The organism is Ruegeria sp. YKSD179 (assembly GCF_059612885.1).
The window spans coordinates 12,548-38,597 of the sequence record NZ_JBXWRL010000046.1 but is presented as its reverse complement, the minus strand read 5'-3'; the positions used below and the strand labels follow the sequence as shown (position 1 = coordinate 38,597).

Annotated in this window: 23 protein-coding genes; 3 read left to right on the top strand and 20 right to left on the bottom strand. The window is 54.3% G+C overall.

Annotated elements, in window-relative coordinates; translation table 11 throughout:
- The first annotated feature begins 12 nt into the window (after nt 1–12).
- Together AC2FNE_RS18755 and AC2FNE_RS18750 are read left to right on the top strand one after the other, a co-directional pair.
- Entirely contained in the window at nt 13–474 is a 462-nt protein-coding gene (locus AC2FNE_RS18755) for a DUF4177 domain-containing protein (protein ID WP_170608059.1), read from the top strand.
- Nucleotides 475–582: 108 nt separating this feature from the next.
- A complete protein-coding gene (locus AC2FNE_RS18750; protein ID WP_170608061.1) occupies nt 583–1,950 on the top strand; it encodes a DUF3179 domain-containing protein in 1,368 nt (455 codons plus the stop codon).
- Between the two features lie 2 nt (nt 1,951–1,952).
- Here AC2FNE_RS18750 and AC2FNE_RS18745 read toward each other — a convergent pair whose 3' ends face one another.
- The 15 genes from AC2FNE_RS18745 to ftsW form a co-directional block, all read right to left on the bottom strand.
- Nucleotides 1,953–3,638, bottom strand: a complete 1,686-nt coding sequence (locus tag AC2FNE_RS18745) for a chloride channel protein (protein WP_496806024.1) — start codon at nt 3,636–3,638, stop codon at nt 1,953–1,955.
- Between the two features lie 79 nt (nt 3,639–3,717).
- Nucleotides 3,718–5,367 carry a DNA repair protein RecN gene (gene recN / locus AC2FNE_RS18740; protein WP_170608065.1) on the bottom strand — a complete coding sequence of 550 codons (1,650 nt, stop codon included), beginning with the start codon at nt 5,365–5,367 and terminating at the stop codon, nt 3,718–3,720.
- 35 nt (nt 5,368–5,402) lie between these two features.
- Nucleotides 5,403–6,266, bottom strand: a complete 864-nt coding sequence (locus tag AC2FNE_RS18735; RefSeq protein ID WP_170478864.1) for an outer membrane protein assembly factor BamD — start codon at nt 6,264–6,266, stop codon at nt 5,403–5,405.
- Between the two features lie 126 nt (nt 6,267–6,392).
- On the bottom strand, nt 6,393–7,313 hold the full coding sequence (gene lpxC / locus AC2FNE_RS18730) for a UDP-3-O-acyl-N-acetylglucosamine deacetylase (RefSeq protein WP_170608067.1): 921 nt from the start codon (nt 7,311–7,313) through the stop codon (nt 6,393–6,395).
- A 213-nt stretch (nt 7,314–7,526) separates the two neighbouring features.
- Entirely contained in the window at nt 7,527–9,146 is a 1,620-nt protein-coding gene (ftsZ, locus tag AC2FNE_RS18725; RefSeq protein WP_496806023.1) for a cell division protein FtsZ, read from the bottom strand.
- Nucleotides 9,147–9,496: 350 nt separating this feature from the next.
- Nucleotides 9,497–9,913, bottom strand: a complete 417-nt coding sequence (locus tag AC2FNE_RS18720; RefSeq protein ID WP_496806022.1) for a hypothetical protein — start codon at nt 9,911–9,913, stop codon at nt 9,497–9,499.
- Complete coding sequence (gene ftsA / locus AC2FNE_RS18715; protein WP_170608073.1) at nt 9,900–11,234, bottom strand: cell division protein FtsA; 1,335 nt, start codon at nt 11,232–11,234, stop codon at nt 9,900–9,902. The genes AC2FNE_RS18720 and ftsA overlap by 14 nt, the downstream gene beginning before the upstream one ends.
- A gap of 7 nt (nt 11,235–11,241) precedes the next feature.
- Complete coding sequence (locus AC2FNE_RS18710) at nt 11,242–12,249, bottom strand: cell division protein FtsQ/DivIB (protein ID WP_170608075.1); 1,008 nt, start codon at nt 12,247–12,249, stop codon at nt 11,242–11,244.
- Nucleotides 12,237–13,154 carry a D-alanine--D-alanine ligase gene (locus AC2FNE_RS18705; protein ID WP_170608076.1) on the bottom strand — a complete coding sequence of 306 codons (918 nt, stop codon included), beginning with the start codon at nt 13,152–13,154 and terminating at the stop codon, nt 12,237–12,239. The genes AC2FNE_RS18710 and AC2FNE_RS18705 overlap by 13 nt, the downstream gene beginning before the upstream one ends.
- Nucleotides 13,155–13,263: 109 nt before the next feature.
- Nucleotides 13,264–14,190, bottom strand: coding sequence for a UDP-N-acetylmuramate dehydrogenase (gene murB / locus AC2FNE_RS18700; protein ID WP_170608078.1), 927 nt, complete (start codon nt 14,188–14,190; stop codon nt 13,264–13,266).
- Between the two features lie 47 nt (nt 14,191–14,237).
- The gene (locus tag AC2FNE_RS18695; RefSeq protein ID WP_170478851.1) at nt 14,238–14,480 is read right to left on the bottom strand and encodes a DUF2484 family protein; all 243 of its coding nucleotides are present in this window, start codon (nt 14,478–14,480) and stop codon (nt 14,238–14,240) included.
- A complete protein-coding gene (locus AC2FNE_RS18690) occupies nt 14,477–14,725 on the bottom strand; it encodes a DUF2484 family protein (RefSeq protein ID WP_496806021.1) in 249 nt (82 codons plus the stop codon). The genes AC2FNE_RS18695 and AC2FNE_RS18690 overlap by 4 nt, the downstream gene beginning before the upstream one ends.
- A gap of 79 nt (nt 14,726–14,804) precedes the next feature.
- Nucleotides 14,805–16,214, bottom strand: coding sequence for a UDP-N-acetylmuramate--L-alanine ligase (gene murC / locus AC2FNE_RS18685; RefSeq protein ID WP_170478847.1), 1,410 nt, complete (start codon nt 16,212–16,214; stop codon nt 14,805–14,807).
- Entirely contained in the window at nt 16,211–17,308 is a 1,098-nt protein-coding gene (locus tag AC2FNE_RS18680; protein WP_170478845.1) for a UDP-N-acetylglucosamine--N-acetylmuramyl-(pentapeptide) pyrophosphoryl-undecaprenol N-acetylglucosamine transferase, read from the bottom strand. The genes murC and AC2FNE_RS18680 overlap by 4 nt, the downstream gene beginning before the upstream one ends.
- Nucleotides 17,308–18,471, bottom strand: a complete 1,164-nt coding sequence (ftsW, locus tag AC2FNE_RS18675) for a putative lipid II flippase FtsW (RefSeq protein WP_170478843.1) — start codon at nt 18,469–18,471, stop codon at nt 17,308–17,310. The genes AC2FNE_RS18680 and ftsW overlap by 1 nt, the downstream gene beginning before the upstream one ends.
- 362 nt (nt 18,472–18,833) lie before the next feature.
- On the opposite strand from ftsW, the gene AC2FNE_RS18670 reads away from it, so the two are divergent.
- Complete coding sequence (locus AC2FNE_RS18670; protein WP_496806020.1) at nt 18,834–20,015, top strand: BaiN/RdsA family NAD(P)/FAD-dependent oxidoreductase; 1,182 nt, start codon at nt 18,834–18,836, stop codon at nt 20,013–20,015.
- Here AC2FNE_RS18670 and AC2FNE_RS18665 read toward each other — a convergent pair.
- The 5 genes from AC2FNE_RS18665 to AC2FNE_RS18645 all read right to left on the bottom strand — a co-directional run bounded on the left by AC2FNE_RS18665 (nt 20,012) and on the right by AC2FNE_RS18645 (nt 26,031).
- Nucleotides 20,012–20,386 carry a glycine zipper family protein gene (locus AC2FNE_RS18665; protein WP_254442630.1) on the bottom strand — a complete coding sequence of 125 codons (375 nt, stop codon included), beginning with the start codon at nt 20,384–20,386 and terminating at the stop codon, nt 20,012–20,014. The two genes, AC2FNE_RS18670 and AC2FNE_RS18665, sit on opposite strands and share 4 nt — an antisense overlap.
- A 91-nt stretch (nt 20,387–20,477) precedes the next feature.
- The gene (murD, locus tag AC2FNE_RS18660) at nt 20,478–21,893 is read right to left on the bottom strand and encodes a UDP-N-acetylmuramoyl-L-alanine--D-glutamate ligase (RefSeq protein ID WP_496806019.1); all 1,416 of its coding nucleotides are present in this window, start codon (nt 21,891–21,893) and stop codon (nt 20,478–20,480) included.
- 147 nt (nt 21,894–22,040) lie between these two features.
- Nucleotides 22,041–23,123, bottom strand: a complete 1,083-nt coding sequence (gene mraY, locus AC2FNE_RS18655) for a phospho-N-acetylmuramoyl-pentapeptide-transferase (RefSeq protein ID WP_170608087.1) — start codon at nt 23,121–23,123, stop codon at nt 22,041–22,043.
- Nucleotides 23,124–23,158: 35 nt separating this feature from the next.
- A complete protein-coding gene (locus AC2FNE_RS18650; protein ID WP_496806018.1) occupies nt 23,159–24,553 on the bottom strand; it encodes a UDP-N-acetylmuramoyl-tripeptide--D-alanyl-D-alanine ligase in 1,395 nt (464 codons plus the stop codon).
- Nucleotides 24,550–26,031, bottom strand: a complete 1,482-nt coding sequence (locus tag AC2FNE_RS18645) for a UDP-N-acetylmuramoyl-L-alanyl-D-glutamate--2,6-diaminopimelate ligase (protein ID WP_496806017.1) — start codon at nt 26,029–26,031, stop codon at nt 24,550–24,552. The genes AC2FNE_RS18650 and AC2FNE_RS18645 overlap by 4 nt, the downstream gene beginning before the upstream one ends.
- Nucleotides 26,032–26,050 lie beyond the last annotated feature (19 nt).

Here is a 26,050-nt window from a genome sequence, read left to right as displayed (position 1 = left end):
CAGGAACGATTGATGCAGCGCTATGAGTACAAAGTTGTCCCCGCCCCTCAGAAAGGCACAAAGGCCAGAGGGGTCAAGACACCCGAGGGTCGGTTTGCGAATTCCATCGAAACATTGCTTAACCAATTGGGACAGGAAGGCTGGGAATATCAACGCGCTGAATTGCTGCCCAGCGAAGAACGCGCTGGTTTGACCAGTTCATCCGTGAATTGGCGCAATGTGCTGGTTTTCCGCCGCGCCTTGATCAGTTTGGACACTCAAGTTTCAGAACCGGTGAAAAACTTGGAATCCGATATGGAAACCGATGCCGCACCGACCGCCCGCCTTGTGCCCGGGCCGGAAGAAACCTTGCAAGAACCCGTTCCAACGGCACCGGCACCAATTTCAGAAGAACCCCACGAACCGCCGTTGACGCTGAATGCTTCGGAAAGTGAACCGCAGGAAACCAGCGAAGATACACAGACTAAAATCTAGTACACAGTCGAAAAGCGAGTTCTGATCACAAAGGCATTCACGCTTCTGTGGCGTGAAAGTGAGCGGCAAAACAGGCATTCTTGACGTGACTTCGAAAAGGAGGATGTCATGTCTGTTTCGCGCCGGAGCTTTTCAGGGCTATTGGTTGCCGGGATTGTATTTCCCGGGACGCTTTGGGCGCAGCAGGATCCAGTGCTCGAAGCCACCCGTTCCACCCTATTTGGCAGTTCGTCGGAATTCGAGAGCGGAATGGTCTATCTTCGACAACGTGGCAATAAGGATGTCGTACCTGCCTTACTTACCGCCATGCGTTATGCCAGACGTCGGGATGATCAAATTGCCGAAGTCATGGAGGCTTTGACAGGGCAAAGCCATGGAACAGACTGGTTTGAGTGGATGTTGTGGCAAGAACGTAATCGCCAGATCGTTCCGCACCCATCATTCATTCCGTTCAAGCGCGAAGTTCTGCTGGGTATAGACCAAAATTTTGATGTGTTCCTCAAGCCTGAATACTTGCAACGAGACAAGATGAAAATTCGACTGGAAGAGATTGCTTGGGGCGGAGTTACCAAGGACGGTATCCCCTCGCTTGACAACCCGGACCTGCTATCGGCTTCGAAAGCAGATTATCTGAAAGGGGACGATCTGGTTTTTGGAATATCCATCAACGGGGATGCGCGGGCTTATCCACTGCGGATCATGGGCTGGCACGAAATGTTCAACGAAGTGATAGGCGGCGTGCCTGTTGCGTTGGCTTATTGTACTTTGTGTGGTTCGGGAATCCTGTTTGAAACCCATGTAGCAGGTCGGCGAAAGCCCTTTGTCTTTGGTTCGTCGGGTTTCTTATATCGATCAAACAAACTGATGTTTGATCGGGCGTCCAATACCCTTTGGAATCAGTACACTGGCAGACCCGTTGTGGGTCCATTGGCCGATAGTGGGATTACTCTAAAGCAGCGACCTGTGGTTATTACCACGTGGGACAGTTGGAAAACCTCGCATCCAACAACCAAGGTATTGTCCCTCAAAACCGGGCATAGACGAAACTATGGATCGGGAGTTGTCTATCGAGACTATTTTGCATCAAGCGAGTTGATGTTTCCGGCTCTGGTCGACCAGACGCGACACCGCCAAAAGGACTATGTTTTTACCATACGCCAGTTCGGTGCAGCGCGGGCATGGCCTTTGCAAGAATTTGCAAAGACGCCCGTGATCAATGACGCAATCGCAGACAAACCCTTGTTGTTGATAGGCAACCCAAAAAATCGCAGCGTCCGAGCCTATGAACGCGCCAGACATACTTTCCGAACAGTAGATAGCGGTTTACAGGACCAAGCGGGTAATACTTGGAAAGTGACCGAGGAAGCACTTGCCGGGCCAAACGGAGAACAGTTGCCGCGAGTAGCTGGGCACATCTCTTACTGGTTTGCTTGGGACAATTACATGGGAGACGCCGCAAGCGTATACGAAAATTGAAATTACGAGTGCTCTTCTGCCGCTGTAGCCGCCAACGCCCGATTATAAGCCTTTAGCGCATCGACGTGGTACAAAGCTCCTACCGGGTTTTCGACCCCATCTTGGCTTTTTATAACGACCGGAATGCAAGGGATGTCGCCCCTGTCGAAATACGGCATCGCGGCTTCGAGTGTGGCGCTGGCTTCAACGCAAAGACCCTGTTTTATCAGATTTTGCGCCTCTTCCTCACTGATGGACCGAGCATCATCGATTGGGCGCATTACGGTCCCGGCCCGAAGCATGGCAAGTAAATAGGCCTGCGGTCCTGCGGCCAAGTGTACGTTTCGACGTTCTAGTTGGGTCAGGAAGAAAGACCGGTCCACCAGTCGCGATGCCAAAGCAGTCGACATGGAAACCGATACCATAACGGCCAGACCGATCTGCCAGTCCCCGGTCAGTTCAAAAACGATCAGCGTGGTCGATATCGGGGCACCAAGCACGGCCGCCGCAACCGCCCCCATTCCCGCAAATGCGTAAAGCGTGTGAGTTCCGGATACCTCTGGCAGCAATCCTGTCGCAATCAACCCAAAGGCCAGACCTGTCAGTGCGCCGATCATCAAAGAGGGAGAGAACACGCCCCCTCCCATACGTCCGCCCATTGTAATGGCGACGGCCACGGTTTTGACCACTGCAAACACGATCGCCGTTGTCAGAACAAGATCGCCAGTCAGCGCACGGACAGTCGTTTCGTAGCCGACGCCGATAATATGAGGAAACCAAATCGCCAAAACCCCCAGCATCGCTCCGGAAACGGCAGGTCTCAACCACCTTGGCAGGGATAGGCGGGCCTGAATGTGACTTCCAATATCGTCGACAAAGAATATTGACCGCATGAGCAACAACGAAACCAGTCCGCAAATCAGGCCAAGAAGCAGAAAAGCAGGTAGTTCGACGTAGAATTGAAGCGATCCAGGTGTTTCCAGGATAAATTCAGTCACGTCCCCGCGCTCTAGCCGGCTGATAACCGTTCCCGCGACCGAGGCGATAACGATGGGTGCAAATGCGTGAACTGCAAAATGGCGCAACACCACTTCAAGCGCGAACAAAGCCCCAGCAATAGGAGCGTTGAAGCTTGCCGACACCGCCGCGGCGACTGCGCATCCCAAAAGGTCACGCCCGGTGATTCCGTCCGCGTGGATACGATTGCTGACCCAAGTTGAAATCACGCCCGCCATGTGGACAACAGGTCCCTCGCGCCCTGTAGAACCACCCGTACTTAAAGTAATTAGAGACGCAAAAAACGATGCTATCCCAGCCTTGTTTTCCACGCGCCCGTCGGTCGTTGCCGCGCCCTCAATTACATCGGCAACCGATCGGACCCTTCCGTCATCGGTGAACTTGTGCAGGATGATTCCCACGATCAACCCGCCAATGATCGGCGTGATCAGAATCAGCAGCCACGGTAGCTTTTCAGCATGGCTGTGCAACATAAGTATATCATCGGTATCATAGATATACGCTTGCAGCGCTTGCGTCGCCTTTCGGAAGCCAAGCGCCATAAAACCCGCGGCTATTCCTATAACCAGCGCTATGAACCAAAACTGAACTTGGCTGGGGCCACGGCGCAACATCACCCGCCACGCATCTTTGATAGCCGCCACAGCCTGATTGAATTGGTTGCGAAGTAAGGTGCGGGTTGATTGGGTCATTGGCTTTCTGGGTCTTTTTTTGGGCACTTAGTAAGTCAGTCAGCGCCTTTAGAAAAGTCGAATTACGACCCTAATTGCTTCAGACCTGAAGCAATGCCCGGGCTGCCGCGCGGGCTTCTTCTGTGATAGTGTCACCTGCAACCATGCGCGCGATTTCGTCAACACGATCCAATTCTGTCAGATGCGAGACAGTAGACAGAGTCTGTCCATTACTTACCTGTTTTTGCACCCGCCAATGATGCGCGGCGCGGGCTGCAACTTGCGGCGAATGAGTAACAACCAAAACCTGTCCACCCAAAGCCAGCGACGCCAAACGTCGCCCCACCGCATCTGCTGTCGCGCCGCCCACACCTCGGTCAATTTCATCAAATATCATTGTCCGATTGGTGTTAGCACCAGTCAAACAGACTTTGAGTGCCAGCAAAAAGCGGCTGAGTTCGCCACCCGAAGCAATCTTGTTAAGCGGCCCAGATGGGGCACCCGGATTGGTGGCGACGCTAAAAGCGACCGCGTCGTTCCCCTCGGGACCGGGCTCAGATGGCGTGATTTCAGTCTGGAAAATAGCACGCTCCATTTTCAACGGAGCCAGCTCGGCCATTACCGCGGCGTCCAACTGTCCTGCCGCCTTGCGACGAATATTGCCGAGTTTGGCTGCAGCTGTATCGTAGGATATTTGCGCGGCTTCGACCATTTCGCGATGATTTGCAAGGTCGTCATCGCCTGCGTCAAGCCGACTTAGACGATCACGCAAAGTTTCTGCGAAAGCGCCTAAATCGTCCGGGGCTACGTCATGCTTGCGGGCCAGCGCCCGTATTGCGAACAAGCGTTCTTCGATTGCCTCCAGTTCCGTCGGGTTGAAGTCCAGTGCTTGAAGGCAGGAATGGACACCGTCTTGAGCTTCCCCGAGTTCGATCATCGCACGACCTAATGCGGCAATGGGTTCTTCCAATTGCCCACCCGCATTGTCCGATACACCTTCCAACCAGCGGATTGCTTCTGCCATCGTACCCTCGGCGCCTTCTCCACCCAAAAGACCGAATGCGCGGGCAACGTCATCGCGGATGCGTTCTGCGCCTTGCATCATACGGCGACGGCCATCAAGCTCTGCATCTTCTCCCGACTGCGGGTCCAGCTTGTCCAGTTCGGACACGGCGTGGCGAAGGAATTCTTCTTCGGCACGCATTGCGGCAAGGGCAGTTTCAGTCTCAGCCAATGCCCTCCTAGCACGCGACATCTCGGACCACGCCGAGCGAACAGCGGCAAGTTGAGCCCCAGCCCCCGCGTAGTCGTCCAGCATTGCCCGATGTCCGCGCGGATTCAAAAGTCCACGGTCATCATGTTGACCGTGCAATTCCACCAAAGTTTCAGAAAGTGCTCTAAGAATTTCGCCAGAGCATCGGCGATCATTGACCCATGCGGTCTTGCGCCCATCGGCTGTATTTACGCGACGCAGGATTAATTCGTCGCCTGCGGGCAAACCGGCTTCGGCTAAGATGTGATGCGCAGGGTGGTCGGCAGAGAGTTCGAATTCTGCAATGACCTCGCCTTGTGATGCACCTTGCCGAACTAATTCGGCACGCCCTCTCCAGCCGAGGACAAAGCCCAACGAATCCAGAAGGATTGATTTGCCCGCACCAGTTTCGCCAGTCAAAGCGTTCAATCCCGGCTGAAACGACAGCTCCAACCGGTCAATGATCAACATGTCGCGGATATCAAGGGCGCGCAACATCGGGTCTTAGCGTCCCACGCCAGTAACCATGGCAGTTACAACCACTCACCTTTTATGGTCTGCCGATATATCGTGCTGAGCCAGTTGTTACCGCTGCTCTTAAGGTTCAGGCCGCGTGATGTCAGCAATGCATAGCTGGCTTCGTACCATTCTGTAGATTGATAGTTGTACCCCAATATCGCACCAGCAGACTGCGCCTCGTCATAAAGGCCCAGTGAAAGATAGGCTTCCACTAACCTGTGCAACGCCTCGGCGGTGTGAGAAGTGGTCTGGAAATCCTCAACTACAACGCGAAATCGATTAATCGCCGCCGTATAATGATCCTGCCGCAGGTAATACCGGCCAATTTCCATTTCCTTTCCTGCAAGGTGGTCAAAAGCCAGATCAAACTTCAATACGGCCGAAGTGGCATATTCACTGTCTGGATAGACTTCGATCACCGTACGCAGTGATTGTAACGCCTGAAAGGTAAGTCCCTGATCGCGGCCCACCTCGTCAATTTGGTCGTAATAGCTTAGCGCCAGCAGGTACTGAGCATAAGCCGCGTCTTCGTCGGTAGGATAAAAATCGATATATCGCTGCGCGGCCGCCCGGCTTTCCTCATAGTTCTTATCCGAGTGGAACGAAAAAGCCTGCATGATCAAGGCTCGCTTGGCCCAATCCGAATAAGGGTAGAGCCGCTCGACCTCGGAGAAATACCACGCTGCATCGTCCGAGCGATTTTGCGAGAGTTCATACTCACCACGGGTGTAAATTTGTTCCGGAGTAAATCCTTCAAGGTTCTGGGAGCGGTCCGCACCTTTTTTTCCAAAGATGCCGCCGGAATCGCCGCAAGCCGTCAAAGTTGCTGCCAGAAGAATCGCTCCTGCGAACCTGACTGCCGCTTTGATGCCAACCATACCGCACTTCCTTGTCGTCTTCCTGGCCGGGATTAAACCCTAATCGGGCCTTGGTCTAGCACATAAAATTCAGGTGCAAAACGCCTTATACGCACTCAGTGGGAAATGTCTTCAAAGTTGATATTTTCAAGCCACTTGCGGAATTTCGCTGCGGACCAGACCTTGACCTGGCAAGCGCGCGGCCTGTTCTGGTGTGCAAAGGACCGGACGCACAGCACCTGGTGTCTCAAAGAGTTTACGCAGCAAGGTGTTGGTCATTGAATGACCAGACTTATCACCAGTAAATCGTCCAAGAATCGGACCGCCCGCCAGATACAAGTCTCCTAACGCGTCCAGCATCTTGTGACGCACCGCCTCGTCAGCATGGCGAAAGCCACCAGGCGTTAGAACTTCGGCGCCTTGAACGACGACCGCGTTTTCCAAAGTTCCGCCCAGCGCCAGACCATTTTCACGCATCGCTTCGACGTCGGTGCGGCGGCAGAAAGTTCGGCTGTCGCAAAGCTCTCTCGCAAAAGATCCATTCCGCATATCCAGAACCTTGGTCTGGGAACCGATTGCGTCATCTTCAAAATCAATGTTGAATTCGATTACCAGACCTTCAGCCGGAGCAATCGTAGCACTCGCACCTTCACGAGAAACTGCCACTGGTTCGAGCACTTGATATGCCAACACCGGGCTGGCCTGACGGCGAACGCCCTTAGACATGATGCCGTGTACAAACTCAATGGCCGACCCATCCATGATCGGGACTTCGGGACCATCGATCTCAACCAGAGCATTGTGAATACCGCACCCGGCGAGAGCAGCCATAATGTGTTCGACTGTCGAAACTGACACGCCCGCGTCGTTAACCAGCCGCGTACACAGCTGTGTGCGTTCAACGACGTCATATATTGCAGGGATCAGAGCATTGCCCAATTCGATATCGGTCCGTTTGAACCAAATCCCATGACCTGCCGCAGCTGGCTTCAGAACCATTTTCGCAGGCTTACCGCTGTGCAGCCCAACGCCTGAAAACGTGACCGAAGATTTGAGCGTATGTTGCAATTAGAACCTCAGATAGCAGCGTGCAGCCAGCTATGGGCTGCGTCGCACATCAGTTAAGGAACGGCGCCTCAAGGCTCAACTCACTCTTTGCAACTGAATGAAACATCAGTGTGACAGATCGGCAAAACCCTGCTTACAGACATTCAGTGCATTGTTTTTAACAGAAAAAGAGCCACCGGTTGGCAGCTCTCTTCAAAGATTTTGTTACCGCGATCAGTTGGCTTGTCGGCGCAAGAAGGCGGGAATTTCAATTCTATCCTGATCCGGGTCAGCTGCTTCTTGGGCTGGTGCGGTGGCATCCGACGCTCTGATTGCAGGCTGCTGACGGGCAGGTTGCGCAGGTGTATCCGACGCATGTCCAGTCATACGGTCGATCAATCTGTTAAAGCCAAAACGCGAGCGTTCTTCTGGTTGAGGCTGCTCTGGCGCTACTGCTTCCTGAGCTCGTGTGGAGTTGAATCGCGGCGCGCCTGTTGGCACTTTTTGAACCGCTGCCTGTAGACGCTGCATGGCTGCAGGTGACGGCGTTCCGGGTTCCGGAGCGCGTGGCGCGACGTAGTCCTCTGCAGCCCGCTCACCAGAATCGGGTCTCGGTTCGAATTCTGCCACATGGGGTTGATAGGCGGGAGGAGGTAAACCGTCATCGTCCTGTTCAGCAGCTGCCGGCGGTTCGTTGTGCCAACCTTCCTTGAACTCTACATCTTCGATTGATTCAAAAAGAGTTGGGGCAATGTTGCCATCGTCTGCAGCCGATGTCCGAGCGGCGACTTCCAGTGATTGCTCATCAGCCGCTTCTTCGGCAGATACTGTTCGGGTAAGCGGAGCCGACATTGAGCGGCGCGCAACCGGGACGTCCGACTGAACGTCGCTGGCATCAATTCCTGTGGCCACCACAGACACGCGCATCCCGCCTTCCATCTCGGTATCAAGGGTAGAACCAACGATAATATTCGCATCAGGATCAACTTCTTCCCGAATTCGGTTGGCGGCTTCGTCCAGCTCGAAGAGGGTCAGATCATGAGAACCTGTTATGTTGATCAGAACGCCCTTCGCTCCCTTGAGGCTGATTTCATCCAAAAGAGGGTTGGCTATGGCTTTTTCCGCCGCCTGAATGGCACGATCTTCTCCAGTTGCTTCGCCTGTACCCATCATCGCTTTGCCCATCTCGTCCATGACGGCGCGAACGTCAGCAAAATCGAGGTTGATCAGACCGGGGCGGACCATCAGGTCCGTCACGCCTTTTACACCTTGATACAGAACATCATCAGCCATCGAGAACGCTTCGGTGAACGTGGTCTTTTCGTTGGCCAGACGGAACAGGTTTTGGTTCGGGATAATGATCAGCGTATCAACAACTTTTTGAAGAGCGTCCACACCGTCTTCGGCTTGACGCATCCGCTTTGCACCTTCGAATTGGAAAGGCTTGGTCACGACGCCAACGGTGAGTACACCCAATTCCCGCGCTGCTTGAGCGATAATTGGCGCTGCTCCGGTCCCAGTACCACCACCCATACCAGCAGTGATAAAGCACATGTGTGCGCCAGCTAGATGGTCGACTATCTGTTCGATGCTCTCCTCGGCGGCAGCAGCACCAACGGTCGGGCGCGCGCCAGCCCCCAAACCTTCGGTCACTTTGACACCCAATTGAACTCGTGCGGACGAGCTGCTTTGCTGAAGGGCCTGTGCGTCGGTATTTGCGACAACGAATTCGACACCGTCCAGCTGCTTTGCAATCATGTTATCCACGGCATTACCGCCAGCGCCGCCAACGCCAAAAACCGTGATCCGTGGCTTTAATTCATCGTGCCCGGGCATCGAAAGATTCAATGTCATGCTCTGTCCGCCTGTTTTATAAGTTGCCGCGTACTGCGGTGTTTTTCTGACCTATCCATCTTTTATTTTATCGTTCAAATCCTCAAACGTCACGTCCAAAATCGCCGCGAACCACAAAATATGGAGGAATCAAGGCGGAAATCAGCGGTATTTCGCGATATCCGCCACATGTTGCGACCAAACAACAACGCGACACAACGCAATAACACGTCGCGTCGCGGTTTTGGCGACTCGCTCTATGAAAGTACTTGGCTTCTTCGCGCGGGAAACTGCTCGTCTCCTGCCGCCGGGCCTCTACCGGACCCTGTGGACAGTTTTAGGGATAATTAGTTGGCACGCAATACAATTCTTCAGCTAATCGGGGCATTTGGGCAATCCAAGTTGTCGTTCGAGATCCGTCGTATTTCCTGAATCTCGGCAAATGCAAAACTTGATTCGCGAACCATCAGTCGGTCTTCGTGTTCGAATGGCCACCAACATACGTAAACGCCTCCGCCAATATCATCGTACTGAAAGCAAATTTGGCCTTTCGAAACCGAGATTTGCCCGTAGACGCATCCCAATCCTGGCTGCCACCAAACTGACAACTTCGAACTCAGAAATTGTTCTATACCTACCAGCGCTCCGGTATGAATTTCATGGAAATCCGCCGTTTTGCCTTCGACCGCAGACAAAAAATCCTCAGGTGAAATCCGCGTCTGCGCGAATGCAACGGTCGGCTCCAGCGCACTTACCAATCCAAGAACAATGGTCTTACCAATTGTCACGGAACCACCGAACCGCTCTTTTGAAAGGTCGCGCTGCATATGTGTCGACTGGAATTTCGAAGTCCCACCATTCATCTTGCGGATGGGCAGCGAAAAGGCTTAGGCCTACCGCCGAAGAGAATGCAGGCCCAGTAGCAGATTGTGGCAGGCCATGAACACGTAATGGACGCCCCAAACGCACGCGCTGCCCCAGAATGCGCGTGGCCAAACCATCTAGTCCCATGATCTGACTGCCGCCCCCGGTCAACACGATCTGCTGACTTGGCAAATGATCGAAGCCCGCAGCGTCAAGACAGGTGCGCACCTCCTCGAGTATTTCTTCAACTCTTGGACGCATAATACCAATTAGTTCCGCCCGACTGACAGTTCGACGATCATGTTCCCAGTCACCGGTGTCACCGCCGATATCAATCATATCGCGGTCGTCTGCTCCGGTTGCGTGGACACCTCCATTGAACGTCTTTATTCGCTCTGCCACCGCTGCCGGAATACCAAGGCCCATAGAAATATCCGAGGTCACATGATCGCCGCCCATTTTGACACTATCGGCGTAAATCATATGTTTCTTTATGAAAATTGATACGCTGGTCGTGCCTCCACCCATATCTATGCAAGCCGCACCCAGCTCTTGTTCGTCTTCAACCAAAGCCGAAATGCCGGATACGTAGGCAGAATTCGCCACACCTGCGAGCTCAAGGTCGCAGCGTTTGATGCAACGCAAAATGTTTTGAATTGCCGCAGAGTCGACGGTGAGCATGTGCATGTCCACCGCAAGACTCTGCCCTTGCTGTCCACGCGGATCAATCAATCCTGATCGATTGTCGAGAGCAAAATTAACAGGTTGCGCGTGCAAAACCTCACGGCCCGTACCGTAATCAGGCACATCGCATGCATTCAGAACCCGCCCGACTTCGGCCTCAGTGACAAGTTGGCCTTCCAAGTCAACCTGCGCGTCAAGGCCGTAGGACCGAGGATTGGCGCCCGAAAAACACGCGATAACGTGATCGACCCGGATATCGGCCATCTTTTGCGCGGCTTGCAATGCCGTTCGGATGGCACGCTCGGTTTCCTGCATTGCGGTGATTTCACCAAATTGAACGCCGCGCGAACGTGTCGTGGCCGCGCCGATTACTCGGAACCCAGTCTGCCCCGCCATGGAACCGATCGAGTTATCCTCGCTTAGCCGTCCTGCCCCATCAAAGCGCAGCACAAGACAGGCGATCTTGGAACTTCCAACATCCAAGATGGCGACAACGCCTCTTTGAATTGCCTGTCTGCGCATCTGTCGCATCGCGCGCTGGGACTGATAAAGATCGGTCATCATTCGCTTATTGCCCGCCGTTTACTGTCACTTTTGTGTTCCACCATTCTTCGCTGGCGGCTTTATTCATTCTGATTGTCGGACGTTGTCCTAGTCGCATATCAACCACGGTCACGTCCCGCTCAAGCAGGTCCTGCACCTCGTTCACGGCCAACACCCGCTCCAGGGCACGAGCCGGACGTTCGGTCGGCAGCATGATGCGCTGACCGCGATCCAAAACCAGATCCCAGCGCCGTTCGCCCACACGCACCAGGCCGCGCACTCTGTCGCCTAAACTGCGAGAAGTACTCAGAATTTCCAACGCTTCGGGCACGTGCTTGTCCGCGCCTTTGCCCGCGACCAACGGCAAATCAGCAAAATCGGCGCGTGCCGCAATTCTTTCGACATGGGCACCGGTTTCATCAAGCAACTCGACACCTCTGCGGGTCCGCCAGACAATGACCGGCTCTCGTTCAACAACGTCGACTTGCAAAATTCCGCCCGGTCGAATGCGCACAGTCGCGGATTTTACTGGATCCAACCCAATGATCGTGTCTCTTATCTTTTCGACGTCCATGTCCCAAGAGCTGAGCGGGAAATCCAGCGGCACGACTTCGCGAATATCTTCGGACAGACCCGTTCCCGCACCATCAATGGCCATCAGATTGACCATAAATTCCGGACGTTCTTGAATTGAAGTCTTAATTTCAACGACATAATCGGAAATAGCGTTACGCCGATCCTCAGACGAAAAATATACCGCTAGCCCCATGGAAAGGACAAAAATTGGTGTGCCCACCCGAAGCGCCTTTCGAAAGCCGGGCGTCAACATCAATCGCTGGAACCGGTAACTCAAGCGGGACGGGGTGGGATCACCGCGACCTGCGCCACGACGTAATTGCCCCAACCCGCGTAACCGAAATTTTGATTTTGGTTGCGAGCTCCCACCGTTCCCAGATCCAAAATCGGCATCTGTAACGATCAGAGGCTTTGCCCTATGCTCCTCAAGTGCTCGAGTGGCAATCAGCGGTCGCATGATGCATCCTCCACCATCCAAGCGCAAAGCTGGCCGAAAGTCATACCCATATGCTCTGCCTGTTCGGGCACCAAAGAAGTTGGGGTCATTCCTGGTTGCGTGTTGGTCTCCAGCAGGAACAAGCCGTCCAAGCCCATGCTGTGATCCCACCGGTAATCTGTTCTGCTGACCCCGCGACAGCCAAGGGCTTTGTGCGCGCGCACGGCAAAGTCCACGCAACGATCGAAAATTCCCTCTGGGATTTCGGCGGGCAGTACGTGCCAAGACCCACCCGGCTTGTACTTTGCGTCATAATCATACCAGCCGCCGTTTGTCATGATCTCTGTCACAGTCAAAGGTCGGTCATCCATGACGGTTACAGTCAGCTCACGACCTGGAATGTATTTCTCGACCATAACTTGATCGGGCATATCCTGGGAAAGCTGCGGTGGGCCATTGGCAGATTCATGCACAATGTAGATGCCAACGCTGGAGCCTTCATTGTTGGGCTTTGCAACATATGGCGGCTCCATCACGTGGGCCTCGACAACTTCGATCTTCGGCACAATAACGCTCGGGACTACAGGTAGCCCTTCGGCCTGATAAACCTCTTTGCTGCGTTGTTTGTCCATGGCCAGCGCCGAAGCCAGAACACCTGAATGCGTGTAAGGTAATTGAATCCACTCCAACAATCCCTGCACGCAGCCGTCCTCCCCCCAGCGGCCATGAAGGGCATTGAATGCAACATCCGGTTTAATGTCGGCAAGGCGAGCGCAAAGGTCGGGACCAGCGTCCAGTTCGACCACTTCAAAGCCTTCTCCCCTTAGGGCGGCTGCGCATTCGCGCCCGCTGCTGAGAGACACCTCGCGCTCCTTCGAGGGTCCGCCCATCAAAACCGCCACTTTGGGGCTTGTCCTGCTCGACATACCCACCTTTGTGCGCCTCAAAAACATGGACCTTTTTGGTGGTCCGTATTGTTGTTATACCGTTGATCCGTCGCCTTAATTTGCCTGTTGTAGTCTGACGGTCAGGGCACTATTTTTCAAGCGGATCGCCGACCCGCATAATTTCCCACTCTAGCGTGATACCGCTTGTTTCGTAAACCTTTTTTCGTACCTCCTCGCCCAAACCTTCAAGGTCTGCGGCGGTTGCGTCACCAGTGTTGATAAGGAAATTCGAGTGCTTGTCACTCATCTGCGCGCCACCCACCTTCGCGCCGCGCATGCCAGCGTCATCGATCACCTTCCAAGCTTTTAGGTCGTGTACGTCATCAGCCCTTCCCGTCGAAGAAAAGCCGGCAGGGTTGCGAAATGTCGATCCGGCACTGCGATCTTTGGTAGGCTGCGTTTCATCACGCTTTTCCAATTGCAACGCCATGCGGTCATGCAATTCCCTTGGATCGCCCAAGGGTCCTTTGAAAGTGGCTGAAACCACGACGGCCCCATCGGCCAGGTCAGTTTGGCGATAGCGGAAATTCATATCTTCTGGTCTCAGATCCACGATTTCGCCTTGCCGGGTCACGATAGTGGCTTTGCGCAACACATCCGCCGTGTAACTACCGTAGCAACCCGCATTCATCCGGACAGCCCCGCCAATTGATCCCGGAATCGTCCGCAAAAAAGTCAGGTCCACGCCGGCATCCGCCGCCTTACGCGCGACATGTGCGTCAAGCGCGGCCGCACCGGCCGTGACAGTATTGCCTGCAACCGAAATTCCATTGAAACCACGCCCCAGACGGATCACTACCGAACGCAACCCTCCGTCCCTTACGATCAGGTTAGAACCAACACCCATCGGAAAAACTGGCACATCCGCTGGCAAATCACGAAGAAATTCCCGGAGATCCTCGATATCCGCTGGTTGAAAGAGATAATCCGCCGGACCACCAACCCGTAGCCAGGTCAGATCATTAAGCGAGCGATTTTTAGTAAGCCTGCCGCGCGGCGAGGGAATTTTCGACATGAACGCTAGATCGCGGATTTGCGTCTGCTGTGCAAGTGCCGAAAGCCTTAGATCCACTTGCGCAGCCAGCGCCCAAGGTAAATCACCGGCCAACGCAGCACCGAAATACCTGCTGCCAGCACGATCAGTCCAATCCATGGCCCATTTTCGTAGGTGACGTATCCCAGAATGGGTATGCCCACAGCGATCAGGAAATAAGCGCGGGTCCAATGGTTGTCTTTGCTGGGGATCATAGCCATTACATTGGCAACAAGCCCCCAAAGACCTGCAAGAGCGATCGACCAGTTCATTCAACTTCTCCCCGGCCCGACCATTTTCGCCAAAAATAGCGCAAGGGATATCGGAACATGGACACAAATGCCGCAAGTGCCAAAGCAGAGACAAACCAGCCGAAATCAAACCCCAACCATAGGATCAGCGCCGGGGCGCATATCAAAAGGGTGACACCCGGTAGGAACTGATACTTCATCGGCAACATCGCCACGATCGTCGCGCAAATCACCCAACAGGCGGACAAGACAACAGACAATTGCATGTGCCCCTCCTTGAGCATCGCGGACGCGCTTAATTGTCCGCTTTCATCTCGAAGCTGTGCGTCCAAGAAGCCAAACCCTTCACACTGCTTGTTTTCTAAGAAGGCGCTCTGGCAATCCATTAGCCCAAGCGCTGATCGTACCAGCACCAAGACAAACAACCATGTCCCCCGACCGGGCTTGTTCGCGAACAAGGCGCTCCAGATCGGCTTCGTTCAGCAAAGCCCTGGCGTGACGGTGCCCGTGACGAATCAAACCCTGAACTAAAGAATCACGATCCGCGCCAGCGATAGGCTCTTCTCCAGCGCCGAATACATCGGCAATGGCGACAACGTCAGCGTCGTTAAAACAAGTGCAGAAATCGTCGAACAGATTGGACAAGCGCGAAAAACGGTGTGGTTGATGTACGGCAATAACCCTGCCGTCTGTAGCCTGACGTGCGGCCTTGAGAACGGCCGCGATTTCCACGGGATGGTGGCCATAGTCGTCGATGATTGTGACACCATCGACCTCCCCCACCTTGGTAAAGCGTCGGTTTACACCTCCAAAATTTGCCAACGCTTCGCGGATTTCTACAGCCTTCATTCCCAAATGCCGAGCAACAGCTACTGCGGCCAGAGCATTCGAGACATTATGGTCACCCGGCATAGGCAACGTGCATCCTTCGATGACCTTGTCTTCGTATTGGAGGTGAATGTCGAAATGCGCGACACCGCCTTTGTACGTAAGGTTCAGCGCCCGAACGTCGGCTTGTGCATTAAAGCCATAAGTCCGCACGCGACGATCGGTGATACGTCCGACAAGGGTTTGCACCTCGGCATGGTCAGTGCAGCAGACGGCAAGTCCATAGAACGGCAGGTTTGAAACAAACTCGTAGAACGCATCACGCAGCGTGTCGAATTCACCCCAATGCTCCATATGTTCTGGGTCGATATTTGTGACGATGGCAATAGTGGCAGGAAGACGGTTGAATGAACCATCGGATTCGTCTGCTTCAACCACCATCCATTCTCCCTGCCCCATTCTCGCGTTTGATCCGTAGGCGTGGATAATACCGCCATTGATCACGGTCGGGTCAAAGTCACCGGCAACCATCAGTTCTGCCATCATCGTCGTTGTAGTGGTCTTACCGTGCGTTCCTGCAATGGCAATGTTGGATTTCAGCCGCATCAATTCCGCCAGCATATCGGCTCGGCGGACAACAGGCAGACCTTGCGAACGCGCCTCATCCAATTCCGGGTTTCCTGGCTTGATCGCCGTAGACACGACGACGACCGCTGCGCCTTCCAGGTTCTCGGCCCTTTGCCCGACAAATACCTCTGCCCCCAGTTCAGCCAGACGGTCCGTGATCTTTGAGGCTTTCAAGTCGGAACCCTGAACGCGGTACCCGAGATTCAAAAGAACTTCGGCTATCCCGGACATGCCGATACCACCGATCCCGACGAAATGGATCGGCCCTACATCTTGCGGGAGTTTGGTTGCAGGGTTCATGCGGTCTCCTTCTGCGCCAGAGATTCAACAAGAGAAACCAAACGCTCGGTCGCGTCAGGCGCACCAGTTGAAAGGGCGGCATGGGCCATTTTTTGTGCGGCTTCCGGGTTGGTGAGGACTGCGGTGATTTGCTCTGTCAGCGAGGTAACGTCAAGCGCATTTTCGGGGATCATGATTGCCGCGCCTGCCTGAACAAGCCCCCGCGCATTGGCGGTCTGATGGTCTCCGGCAGCGGCAGCAAAGGGGACTAGAATTGAAGGGCGCCCGATGACCGAAATATCTGCTACGCTAGACGCCCCTGAGCGCGAGATAACCAGCTGAGCCTCAGACATGCGGCGGGGTACGTCATCAAAGAATGGTTGGACATCCGCGAGGATTCCGTTTTCGTCGTAAAACGCCTTAACCCTCTCACCGTCTTCGTCGCGAGCCTGATGAGCAACGCGAATGTTTTCGCGAAGTTCATCCGACAAGGCAGCAATGGCACCTGGCACTACATCGCTGAGAATGCGCGCTCCCTGAGAGCCGCCCATCACAAGGATTGACATCGGGTAATCGCCAGGTGGGATGTAGCCGGCAGCGGCTCGGTCCAGAACAGATGCGCGAACCGGATTGCCGGTGTGGATACCATGCGCTCCCTCAGGTAAATCGGTTGGCCATACGCCGCAGGCCACATGGCCCACTCTTTTGGCAAACAGCCGATTGACCCGCCCAAGAACGCCGTTTTGTTCGTGTATCATGCGCGGTAGGCCTAACATAGTCGCCGCACCAAGCGCGGGGATAGAGGGGTATCCACCGAATCCGACAACAACATCTGGTTTGTCGCGCGCCATTTGGAGCGCCATGCTTGTAATTCCACCGATGATTTTTGGACCGGCCAACGCTTTGGCAGCAAACCCTCCGCGCGCGAACGTGGCCGAGCTGACTTGGAGGATCTCGGTAGAGTCGGGAAAGCCACCCGAGTATCGCGCACCGCGTGGATCGGTGGACAGGCGAACCCGCCATCCCTTGCTTAACATTGCCTCGGCCAAAGCCTGCGCCGGGAACATATGCCCCCCTGTACCGCCTGCCGCAATGAGAAGGTATGGTTTACCCATCAGCTTCGTCCGCGCAGTATTTCGCCAAGTTCGCCCTGTGGGCGGTTACGCGTAAAAGCCAGCAACATGCCAACCGCAATTCCGCCTGCAATAAGCGATGATCCACCGTAACTGACAAACGGCAAAGTCATGCCCTTAGCGGGCAACAGGCGTACGGCAACGCCCATGTTAATCATGGCTTGCACCCCAAACATGCAGGCCAGACCAGTGCCTGCCAATCGGATAAACATATCGCGTTCACGCATCAGGCGCAGCAATGACCGAACCACGATGATGGAATAAAGCGCAATGATGATCAGGACCAGAATCAGCCCATATTCCTCGGCCGCCACGGCTATTATGAAATCAGTATGCGCGTCCGGCAGTGACCATTTTACCTGCCCCTCACCAACACCTACACCAAACAAACCGCCCTCTCTAATAGCATTGGTCGCGTATCCAAGCTGGGTCGTAGGGTCGACTTCTTGATTCAAAAAACCGTCGATGCGGCGGGCAAAATGTTCCGAGTTTGAATATGCAAACATTCCAGCAAGGACGACAACCCCAGCCATTCCAACCAACAAGAACATGGGCGCGCCCGCCACGAAATACATCACACCCCATCCGAAAAGGATCAGGCAGGCCTGCCCAAAATCTGGTTGCATCACCAGCATGCCAACAATTGCCATACACAAAGCAAATGACCACAAACGCCCCGGTGGGCCATTGATCTCTTGCGAAGCAGCCAGCAGCCATGCCGCGACCACTACAAAACCGGGCTTCAAAAACTCAGACGGCTGCAGTGCTGCAAACCCCAGAGAGTACCAGCGTACTGCCCCCTTTCCAAAGTCGGTTCCAAAAACCGGCAAGAAAGCCAACGCTACGAACGCAACCAGAAATCCAAGTACCGAAAGTCGCCGGATGAGAGTGGGCGACATCATAGAAGTCAGCAACATGGCGATTAGCGCGAGTCCGCCAAAGAAAGCCTGCCGCTCAACGTAGTGAAACGGATCAAACCCGTTGCGGCTTGCCAGCGGCGGTGAAGAGGCCAGCCCCAACAAAAGGCCAATTACAAACAGGATCAGAACACAAGACATTGTCCAGCGATCGATTGTCCGCCACCATTTTGGAAGGATCGGTTCACCGCGCTGGTCCTGGACCGCGCCATACACCATCTCAGTCATGAGATACCGCCACTATCTGCCTCGTAATCGCCCCGTTTTCGGGATCTAAGTGAGAGTCTACAGGGATTTTTGCATTGGGGCCAGTGAAATAAGGGCGATTCGACAATTCTATGTTTTGTGATTCAAATTTATTCCACTCGGCTCTGAAAGGGGCTCTTACCGCTCTAGACATCCAGAATTCGCGATTTCATGAAAAGCTGGATCAAAAACTATTCGGCCAACTTTTGGGGCTTTCGGCCTAATTCCGAGGGCACTTTGAGTCCGCAAACTTAATTTCGGGACGCCCAATTGACCGGACGTTCAGTTCTGCTTCGATTGCGTTGCCTCTTGCCATCGCTTCCAATCCCAGCCATGCGCAGGATATGACTTTCAACACCGTCATCCTTGGTGCCGGCGCCGCTGGCATGATGTGCGCGGCCCATTGCGGCGCGCGCGTTTTGGTGATCGATCACGCTAAAGCGGCTGGAGAGAAAATCAGGATTTCCGGCGGCGGCCGTTGCAATTTTACGAACTTAAACGCTGGACCGGACAATTTCCTTTCGCAAAACCCACATTTTTCTAAATCGGCGCTGGCGCGTTACACGCAGTGGGATTTTATCGACCTAGTAAACCGCTACGGGATTGAATGGCACGAAAAGACGCTGGGACAACTGTTCTGCAATGGGTCGTCCAAGCAGATAATAAATATGTTGCTGGACAAGATGGAACGGACCGGGGCCGAACTATGGTTACAAACGACGCTAAAAAACGCGCGAAAGACCGAGGCAGGTTTCGCGTTGCAGGTGGAGAGGGAAGGACGAAGGGTCACCCTGCATTGCGCCAATCTGGTGCTTGCCACAGGTGGAAAATCGATCCCAAAGATGGGGGCAACGGGACTGGCATACGACCTGGCCCAACAATTTGGCCTCAAAATTACTGAAACCCGCGCAGCGTTGGTCCCGTTCACCTTTTCTGACGGACGGTTCAAGGAACTTTCCGGTGTTTCTCTGCCAGTTCAACTGTCCAACGACCAAGCCATCTTCGATGAATCGATGCTATTTACCCATCGGGGCCTTAGCGGACCGTCCGTTTTGCAACTGTCATCCTATTGGCGCGAGGGTGAGGCAATTCATGTCAATCTGATCCCGGATTTGCCCCTTTTCAATTTACTGCGTGAACAACGCAAAGAAGGCGGGCGCAAAGCTTTGACCACCGAGTTGGCGCGGCACATGCCCGCGCGATTGGTGGACTATCTAAGCCAGATGCTTCTGATAGCGGGTAATTTAGCCGATCAATCTGATGCGTCTTTGTCTGACCTGGTCGCAAATTTGTCCGACTGGCAACTCCGACCCTCCGGCACCGAAGGTTATCGTACTGCCGAAGTGACACTCGGCGGTATCGACACCGAAAACCTGTCTTCAAAAACGATGGAGGCCAAGGATGTCCCTGGCCTCTTTGCGATTGGAGAAGCGGTAGATGTCACCGGTTGGCTGGGAGGCTACAATTTCCAATGGGCGTGGTCTTCTGGTCACGCCGCAGGAAAGGCCATCGCAGACCGGATCTAGCCAACCACGTTATAGCCACGTCCGCGCATACAGTTTCGCACAATGACTTCTTTATTCTGGTTCTTTGCGATGACATCGGCTCCAGCCCCAATCAAGGCACCAGCAGCGGCCGCGCGACCCAGATTGTCACTGCTGTCTTGAATAATCGCCGTTGTGGCAGCAGCACCCGCCGCTCCGATCGCGGCATTACCGGCGGTGGACCCGTCGACGCTGGCCTGAGACGCCGCCAACTGCTGACACTGCGCAAGATCGGCGCTGTAGTTCGGGCTGACAGGCCCATCGATTACTGGTTGGTAATTGGCGCCTGTGTTCGTGCAAGCTCCCACCACAAAGATGGCAGGAAGGATCAGAGCGAATTTACGGTGTGGCATTTCCATGACCTCGTTTTGAATTGTCGTAGAAGCAAACCCAAAAATTATGGCGCGTCAAACGGATAGGTTTAAAGCCTCGTCGAACCGGCGGTTATTTGCAACCGTTGCCCGATGATAGTCTTCTTTTGACCTCGGAAACGAAGTCGTCCCCCCTTTGTTCAAAGTTATCATATTGGTCAAAACTTGCTGCTGCGGGGGCCAACAATACAGTTTCGTCCGGCTGCGCATCCTCAATCGCTTGCTCGACGGCCCGCTCCATCGTTGTGCACACCGTGGTGTCGACATCCAGCTGCATGGCGAAATTGGCAGCCTCGCGACCGATAACATAAGCTTTGATCACCTGATCCGAGGCTTCGTTCAGTGCAGCCAGCCCACCCTCTTTTTCAAGACCTCCACATATCCACCGGATCTTTTTGAAGGCCCTCAAAGCCTTTGCTGCGCTGTCGATATTGGTTGCTTTCGAGTCGTTGACGTAAGTGACGCCATTGGTCTCAGCGATGATCTGACTACGATGCGGCAGACCCGGATAGCTATGCAAGGCCGTCTCGATCGCCTTAGGTGCAAGACCTAACGCACGACAGGCGGCGTAAGCAGAGCATGCATTTTGATGGTTGTGAGCGCCCGGTAGACCCTTAATCCCGCGCAGATCAATGGACGCTGTCTGACGTCCTTTCCGATATTCGGACAGAAAGCCTTTGCGCGCGAAAACCTGCCAGCCTGGGCCGGTTAACTTACGTTCAACGGAAACCCGGATGACGCGATCGTCGCTTCGCCCTTCGGCCAACTGCCCTGCAAGAAAGGAGCCTTCGATTTCATCTACGCCGACAATGGCGCGATCTGGTCCGCCCTCGGCAAACAGACGCCTCTTGGCTGCGAAATACCCACCCATTCCTGCATGTCGATCCAGATGATCCGGCGAGAGATTTGTAAAAACAGCAATATCTGGAGTTAGCGCACGAGCCAGTTCGGTTTGATAGCTGCTGAGTTCCAAAACCACAACCGAGCCGTCACCCCCCGGGTCGATATCCAGCACACCCCGGCCAATGTTTCCCGCCAACTGTGACTGGCGACCAGCTTCGGTCAAAACGTGATGTATCAGGGCCGCTGTGGTGGATTTCCCGTTTGACCCAGTGACAGCAATTACACGCGGCGGAGTCTCAAATTTGCTCCAGTCTTGATCGGCAAAACTTCGGAAGAACAAGCCGATGTCATTGTCCACGGGCACGCCGGCTTCCAGCGCAGCCGCGATGACTGGGTTTGGCTCGGGGTAAAGGTGGGGGATACCGGGAGAAACGACTAGAGTGGCGACATCGTCAAACTCTGATTGGTGTCGCAGGTCGACACAGTCAAACCCTTCGGTTTCAGCAGTCTCTCGTGCCGCAGGATTGTCGTCCCAACAAACAGGAGTTGCTCTACCTGCTTTTAATGCGCGTGCCGTGGCCAACCCAGAACGACCCAGCCCCAGCACCGCCACTTTCTGCCCAGAAAAACCTTTGACCGGGATCATATAATACACCTTGCCGTCGTGTAATTCATCCGCACCCTGCACCTAAGAAATCACGAAAAGCAAGGGCGGCATCAAGCTAATACTTTAGACGGAAGCAGCCGCCAAACAATTGAGGCTGGCCGCAAATCCGCTTGACCCGCGGAGACCTTACCGTACTTTTAACGTTGCCAGACCGATCATTGCCAGGATCAGCGATATGATCCAAAACCGGATAACGATTGTTGGCTCAGCCCAGCCTTTTTTCTCATAATGATGATGGATGGGTGCCATTAGGAAAACCCGCTTTCCGGTGCGCTTAAAGTACAGAACCTGAATAATCACGCTCAGCGCCTCAACAACGAACAGTCCACCAACGACAGCGAGGACCAGTTCGTGTTTCGTCGCCACAGCAATCGCGCCCAAAGCTCCGCCCAGCGCAAGCGATCCTGTGTCGCCCATGAAAACCGCAGCAGGCGGCGCATTATACCACAAAAACCCAAGACCGGCGCCGAACAAAGCCGAAGTAAATATGAATATTTCGCCTGTTCCCGGAACGTAGTGCACATCGAGATATTCGGTAAAATCGACACGCCCAACGGCATAAGCAATCACGCCCAAAGTCGAAGCAGCTATCATCGCTGGCATAATGGCAAGGCCGTCCAAACCGTCGGTGAGATTCACTGCATTTGCTGCCCCGACAATGACTATTATCGCAAAGGGTATGTAGAAAAAACCAAGGTTGATGAGTGTGTCCTTGAACACTGGCAACGCGAGTTGGTTCTGAAGGTCGCCTGGGTGATGCAATGTTGCCCAGAGTGCCGCAAGAACAGCAATCAACACACCCAGCCCCAATCGCATTTTGCCGGGCACACCCTTGGTATTCTGTTTGGATACTTTGGCATAGTCATCCGCAAAACCGATGGCCGCATAAGCAAGGGTCACAAACAACACCATCCATACGTATGGGTTGTCCCAACGCGCCCAAATCAACGTAGAAGTGACAAGTGCCCCGACGATCAGCAACCCACCCATGGTTGGTGTTCCCGCCTTGGAAAAGTGTGCTTCTGGGCCATCGTCCCGGATCGGCTGACCTTTGCCCTGCTTCTTTCGCAGCACGTTGATCAGCGGCTTTCCAAAAATAAACCCAAAAACCAGAGCTGTCAGAAAGGCTCCGCCCGCTCGGAAAGTGATATAGCGGAAGAGGTTGAAAAAATCCCCTCCATCCGAAAGCGCGGTCAACCAGTACAGCATTATAAAACCTTTCTCACACGAAATTCAAGCGCGCATCATGGATCCAGCGCGCGCTCATGCCCCATTTCCCGCAGGCCGTCAACAATGCTCGCCAACGCCATGCTAAGTGATCCTTTGGCCAGAACCGTGTCCCCATTCCGGATCAGTTCAGGCAGGCGAGCTACCATTTCCGCGCTGGTTTCGGACCAATGCCCGCGCTTGTTCTCAGGTAATTCGCGATGCAATTCGCGCATGAGCGGCCCAATGCAATGGACCTGATCAACATCCTTCATCGCCTCGACATTTGCCATGTTCGCGTGCATGGCCAGTTCTTGCGCCCCCAGCTCTTTCATGTCACCCAAAAAGGCAATGCGGCGAGCACCTTGCGAAGCTGCGAGAACGTCAAGGGCGGCCTCCATGGATGTCGGGTTAGCGTTATAGCTATCATCCAGCAATTCAATTTGGCCACCATGAGGCAGAGCAATCAACTCTCGCACTCCGCGGCCTTTGACAGGCGACCAGCGTCGAAGCCCCCCAACAGCCTGTTTCAGATTGACGCCTAAAGCGGCGCATGCCGCAAGCGCTCCCAAGCCGTTCATGGCGAAATGCTTACCAGCAGATGCGACATCAAACGTGAATTGCTTGTCGTCAATGACAGCCTCAGCCCGCAGCGTATCAGGCAAAGAAGTTACATGACCAAGTCGATAGTCAGACGCCTTTTGGCCAAAATCTATCACTTTGGCTGCTTGGGAAATTGCTCGGTCACGCAAAATGTCAGCGTGATCGATATCCGAATTCACAATGGCAATACCGCCATCGGTCAGACCGTCGAAAATAGATGCTTTTTCGTGCGCAATTGCAGCCACAGAGTCAAAAGCTTCCAGATGGACTGCAGCGACGGTTGTGACAAGCGCCACATGAGGCCTCGCCTGTTTCGCCAACGGCGCAATTTCGCCCGGATGGTTCATGCCTATTTCGATCACCGCGAACTTGGTGTCCTTTGGCATCCGCGCAAGCGTCAGGGGCACGCCCCAATGGTTGTTGTAACTGGCCACACTTGCATGGGTTTCACCTTGCGTTTCCAATATGTTAGCCAGCATTTCCTTAGTGGACGTCTTGCCAACGCTGCCCGTTACGCCAACTACACGCGCAGCGCATCGATCTCGCGCTGCCCTTCCCAAATCTTCCAACGCTCTTTGAACATCATCGACGATCAAAAGAGGCGCAGTTTCGTCAACACCGTCCGGAACCCGCGACACCAATGCGGCGCCCGCGCCCTTTTCAAGTGCCTGCGCTACGAAATCGTGCCCATCCCGCGCGGCCCTAAGCGCCACAAACAAGTCCCCTGGCTGCAAAGTGCGCGTATCAATTGAAACTCCGTCCGCCTTCCAGTTGGTCGTAGCCCGTCCATTGGTTGCTTTGGCAGCTTCCGCCGCGGTCCACAGCATCATGCCACCCTCCCGTCCAAGGCAGCAACGGCAATACTTGCTTGCTCTGCGTCGTCAAATGGCAACACTTGATCTCCTACGATCTGCCCGGTTTCATGGCCTTTGCCAGCAATCAGTAAAGCGTCGCCAGGCTGCAGCGCGTCTATCCCACGCAAGATTGCTTCAGCGCGGTCACCGACTTCAGTCGCCTGGGGCGCACCTTTCATTACTGCTGCGCGTATTACCGACGGATCTTCGCTGCGCGGGTTGTCGTCGGTTACAAAAACTACGTCGGCATAGTTAGCCGCTGCTTGACCCATAAGGGGTCGTTTACTGGCGTCGCGGTCTCCACCTGCGCCAACGATTGCTATAAGCCGACCCATCACGTGCGGCCGCAAAGCTTTTAACGCCGTTGTCACGGCATCAGGCGTATGTGCATAATCAACAAATACCGCCGCGCCGTTTTCGCGTGTCGCCGCCAATTGCATTCGCCCGCGCACGGTTTTCAAGTGTGGCAGCGTTTCAAAAACACGTTCAGGTTCGTCACCTGCGGCAATAGCAAGTCCACACGCAAGCAGGATGTTTTCTGCCTGAAACCCTCCGATCAAGTTCAGACGAGCCTGATAAGGCTTACCTTTCCACGAAAACCGCAGATCCTGTCCAGTTTCGTCAAATCGCTGATTAACAAGAACAAGATCGGCGTCACCTTGACCTACGGTTATTAAAGACTGCCCTCGCGCCTTTGCGATTTTCAAAACTTCCGCACCTTTAGGGTCGCTTAGATTGACTACCGCAATTCCTTCCTCAGGTAATACCCGGTCAAACAAGCCTGCCTTGGCGTCAAAATAGGCCTCAAATGTCTCGTGATAATCCAAATGGTCCTGAGAAAAATTCGTAAAACCAGCCGCCTTCAGGCGAACTCCGTCCAATCGCCGTTGCTCAAGGCCGTGCGATGACGCTTCCATTGCCGCGTGCGTCACACCATTTTGGGCAGCTTCTGCCAGACAGCGATGCAATGTGATTGGTTCAGGCGTAGTGTGCGCCAGAGGGGCTGCCCATGCGCCTTCGACCCCAGTGGTGCCGAGGTTGACAGCAGAGTGACCAATTTCGGCCCAGATCTGACGAACAAAGGTGGCAACCGAAGTTTTTCCATTTGTCCCGGTGACCGCAACAATGGTCTGTGGCTGCGCGCCGAACCAAAGCGCCGCAGAACCGGCCAGAGCCTGACGCGGATCTTCGACAACAATCAATGCAGCGTCTGACTCAACCAGTTCCCGGGCAGCCATTTCTGCGCCCTGCGCATCCGTCAGAATAGCGGCGGCTCCCATACGCAAAGCGAATTGGATAAATTCGCCCCCGTGCACGCGTGTGCCAGGAAGAGCTGCAAATAAATAGCCGTCAGCGACCTCTCTGCTGTCAACCGTCAGGCCAGTAATTTCAGGATTCGCGCCGCCGCGCGCAGTAAGGGCCAGCTGGTTGAGTTTTTTTGTCCCTTTGCCCATGACCCACCCTTGTTGGACA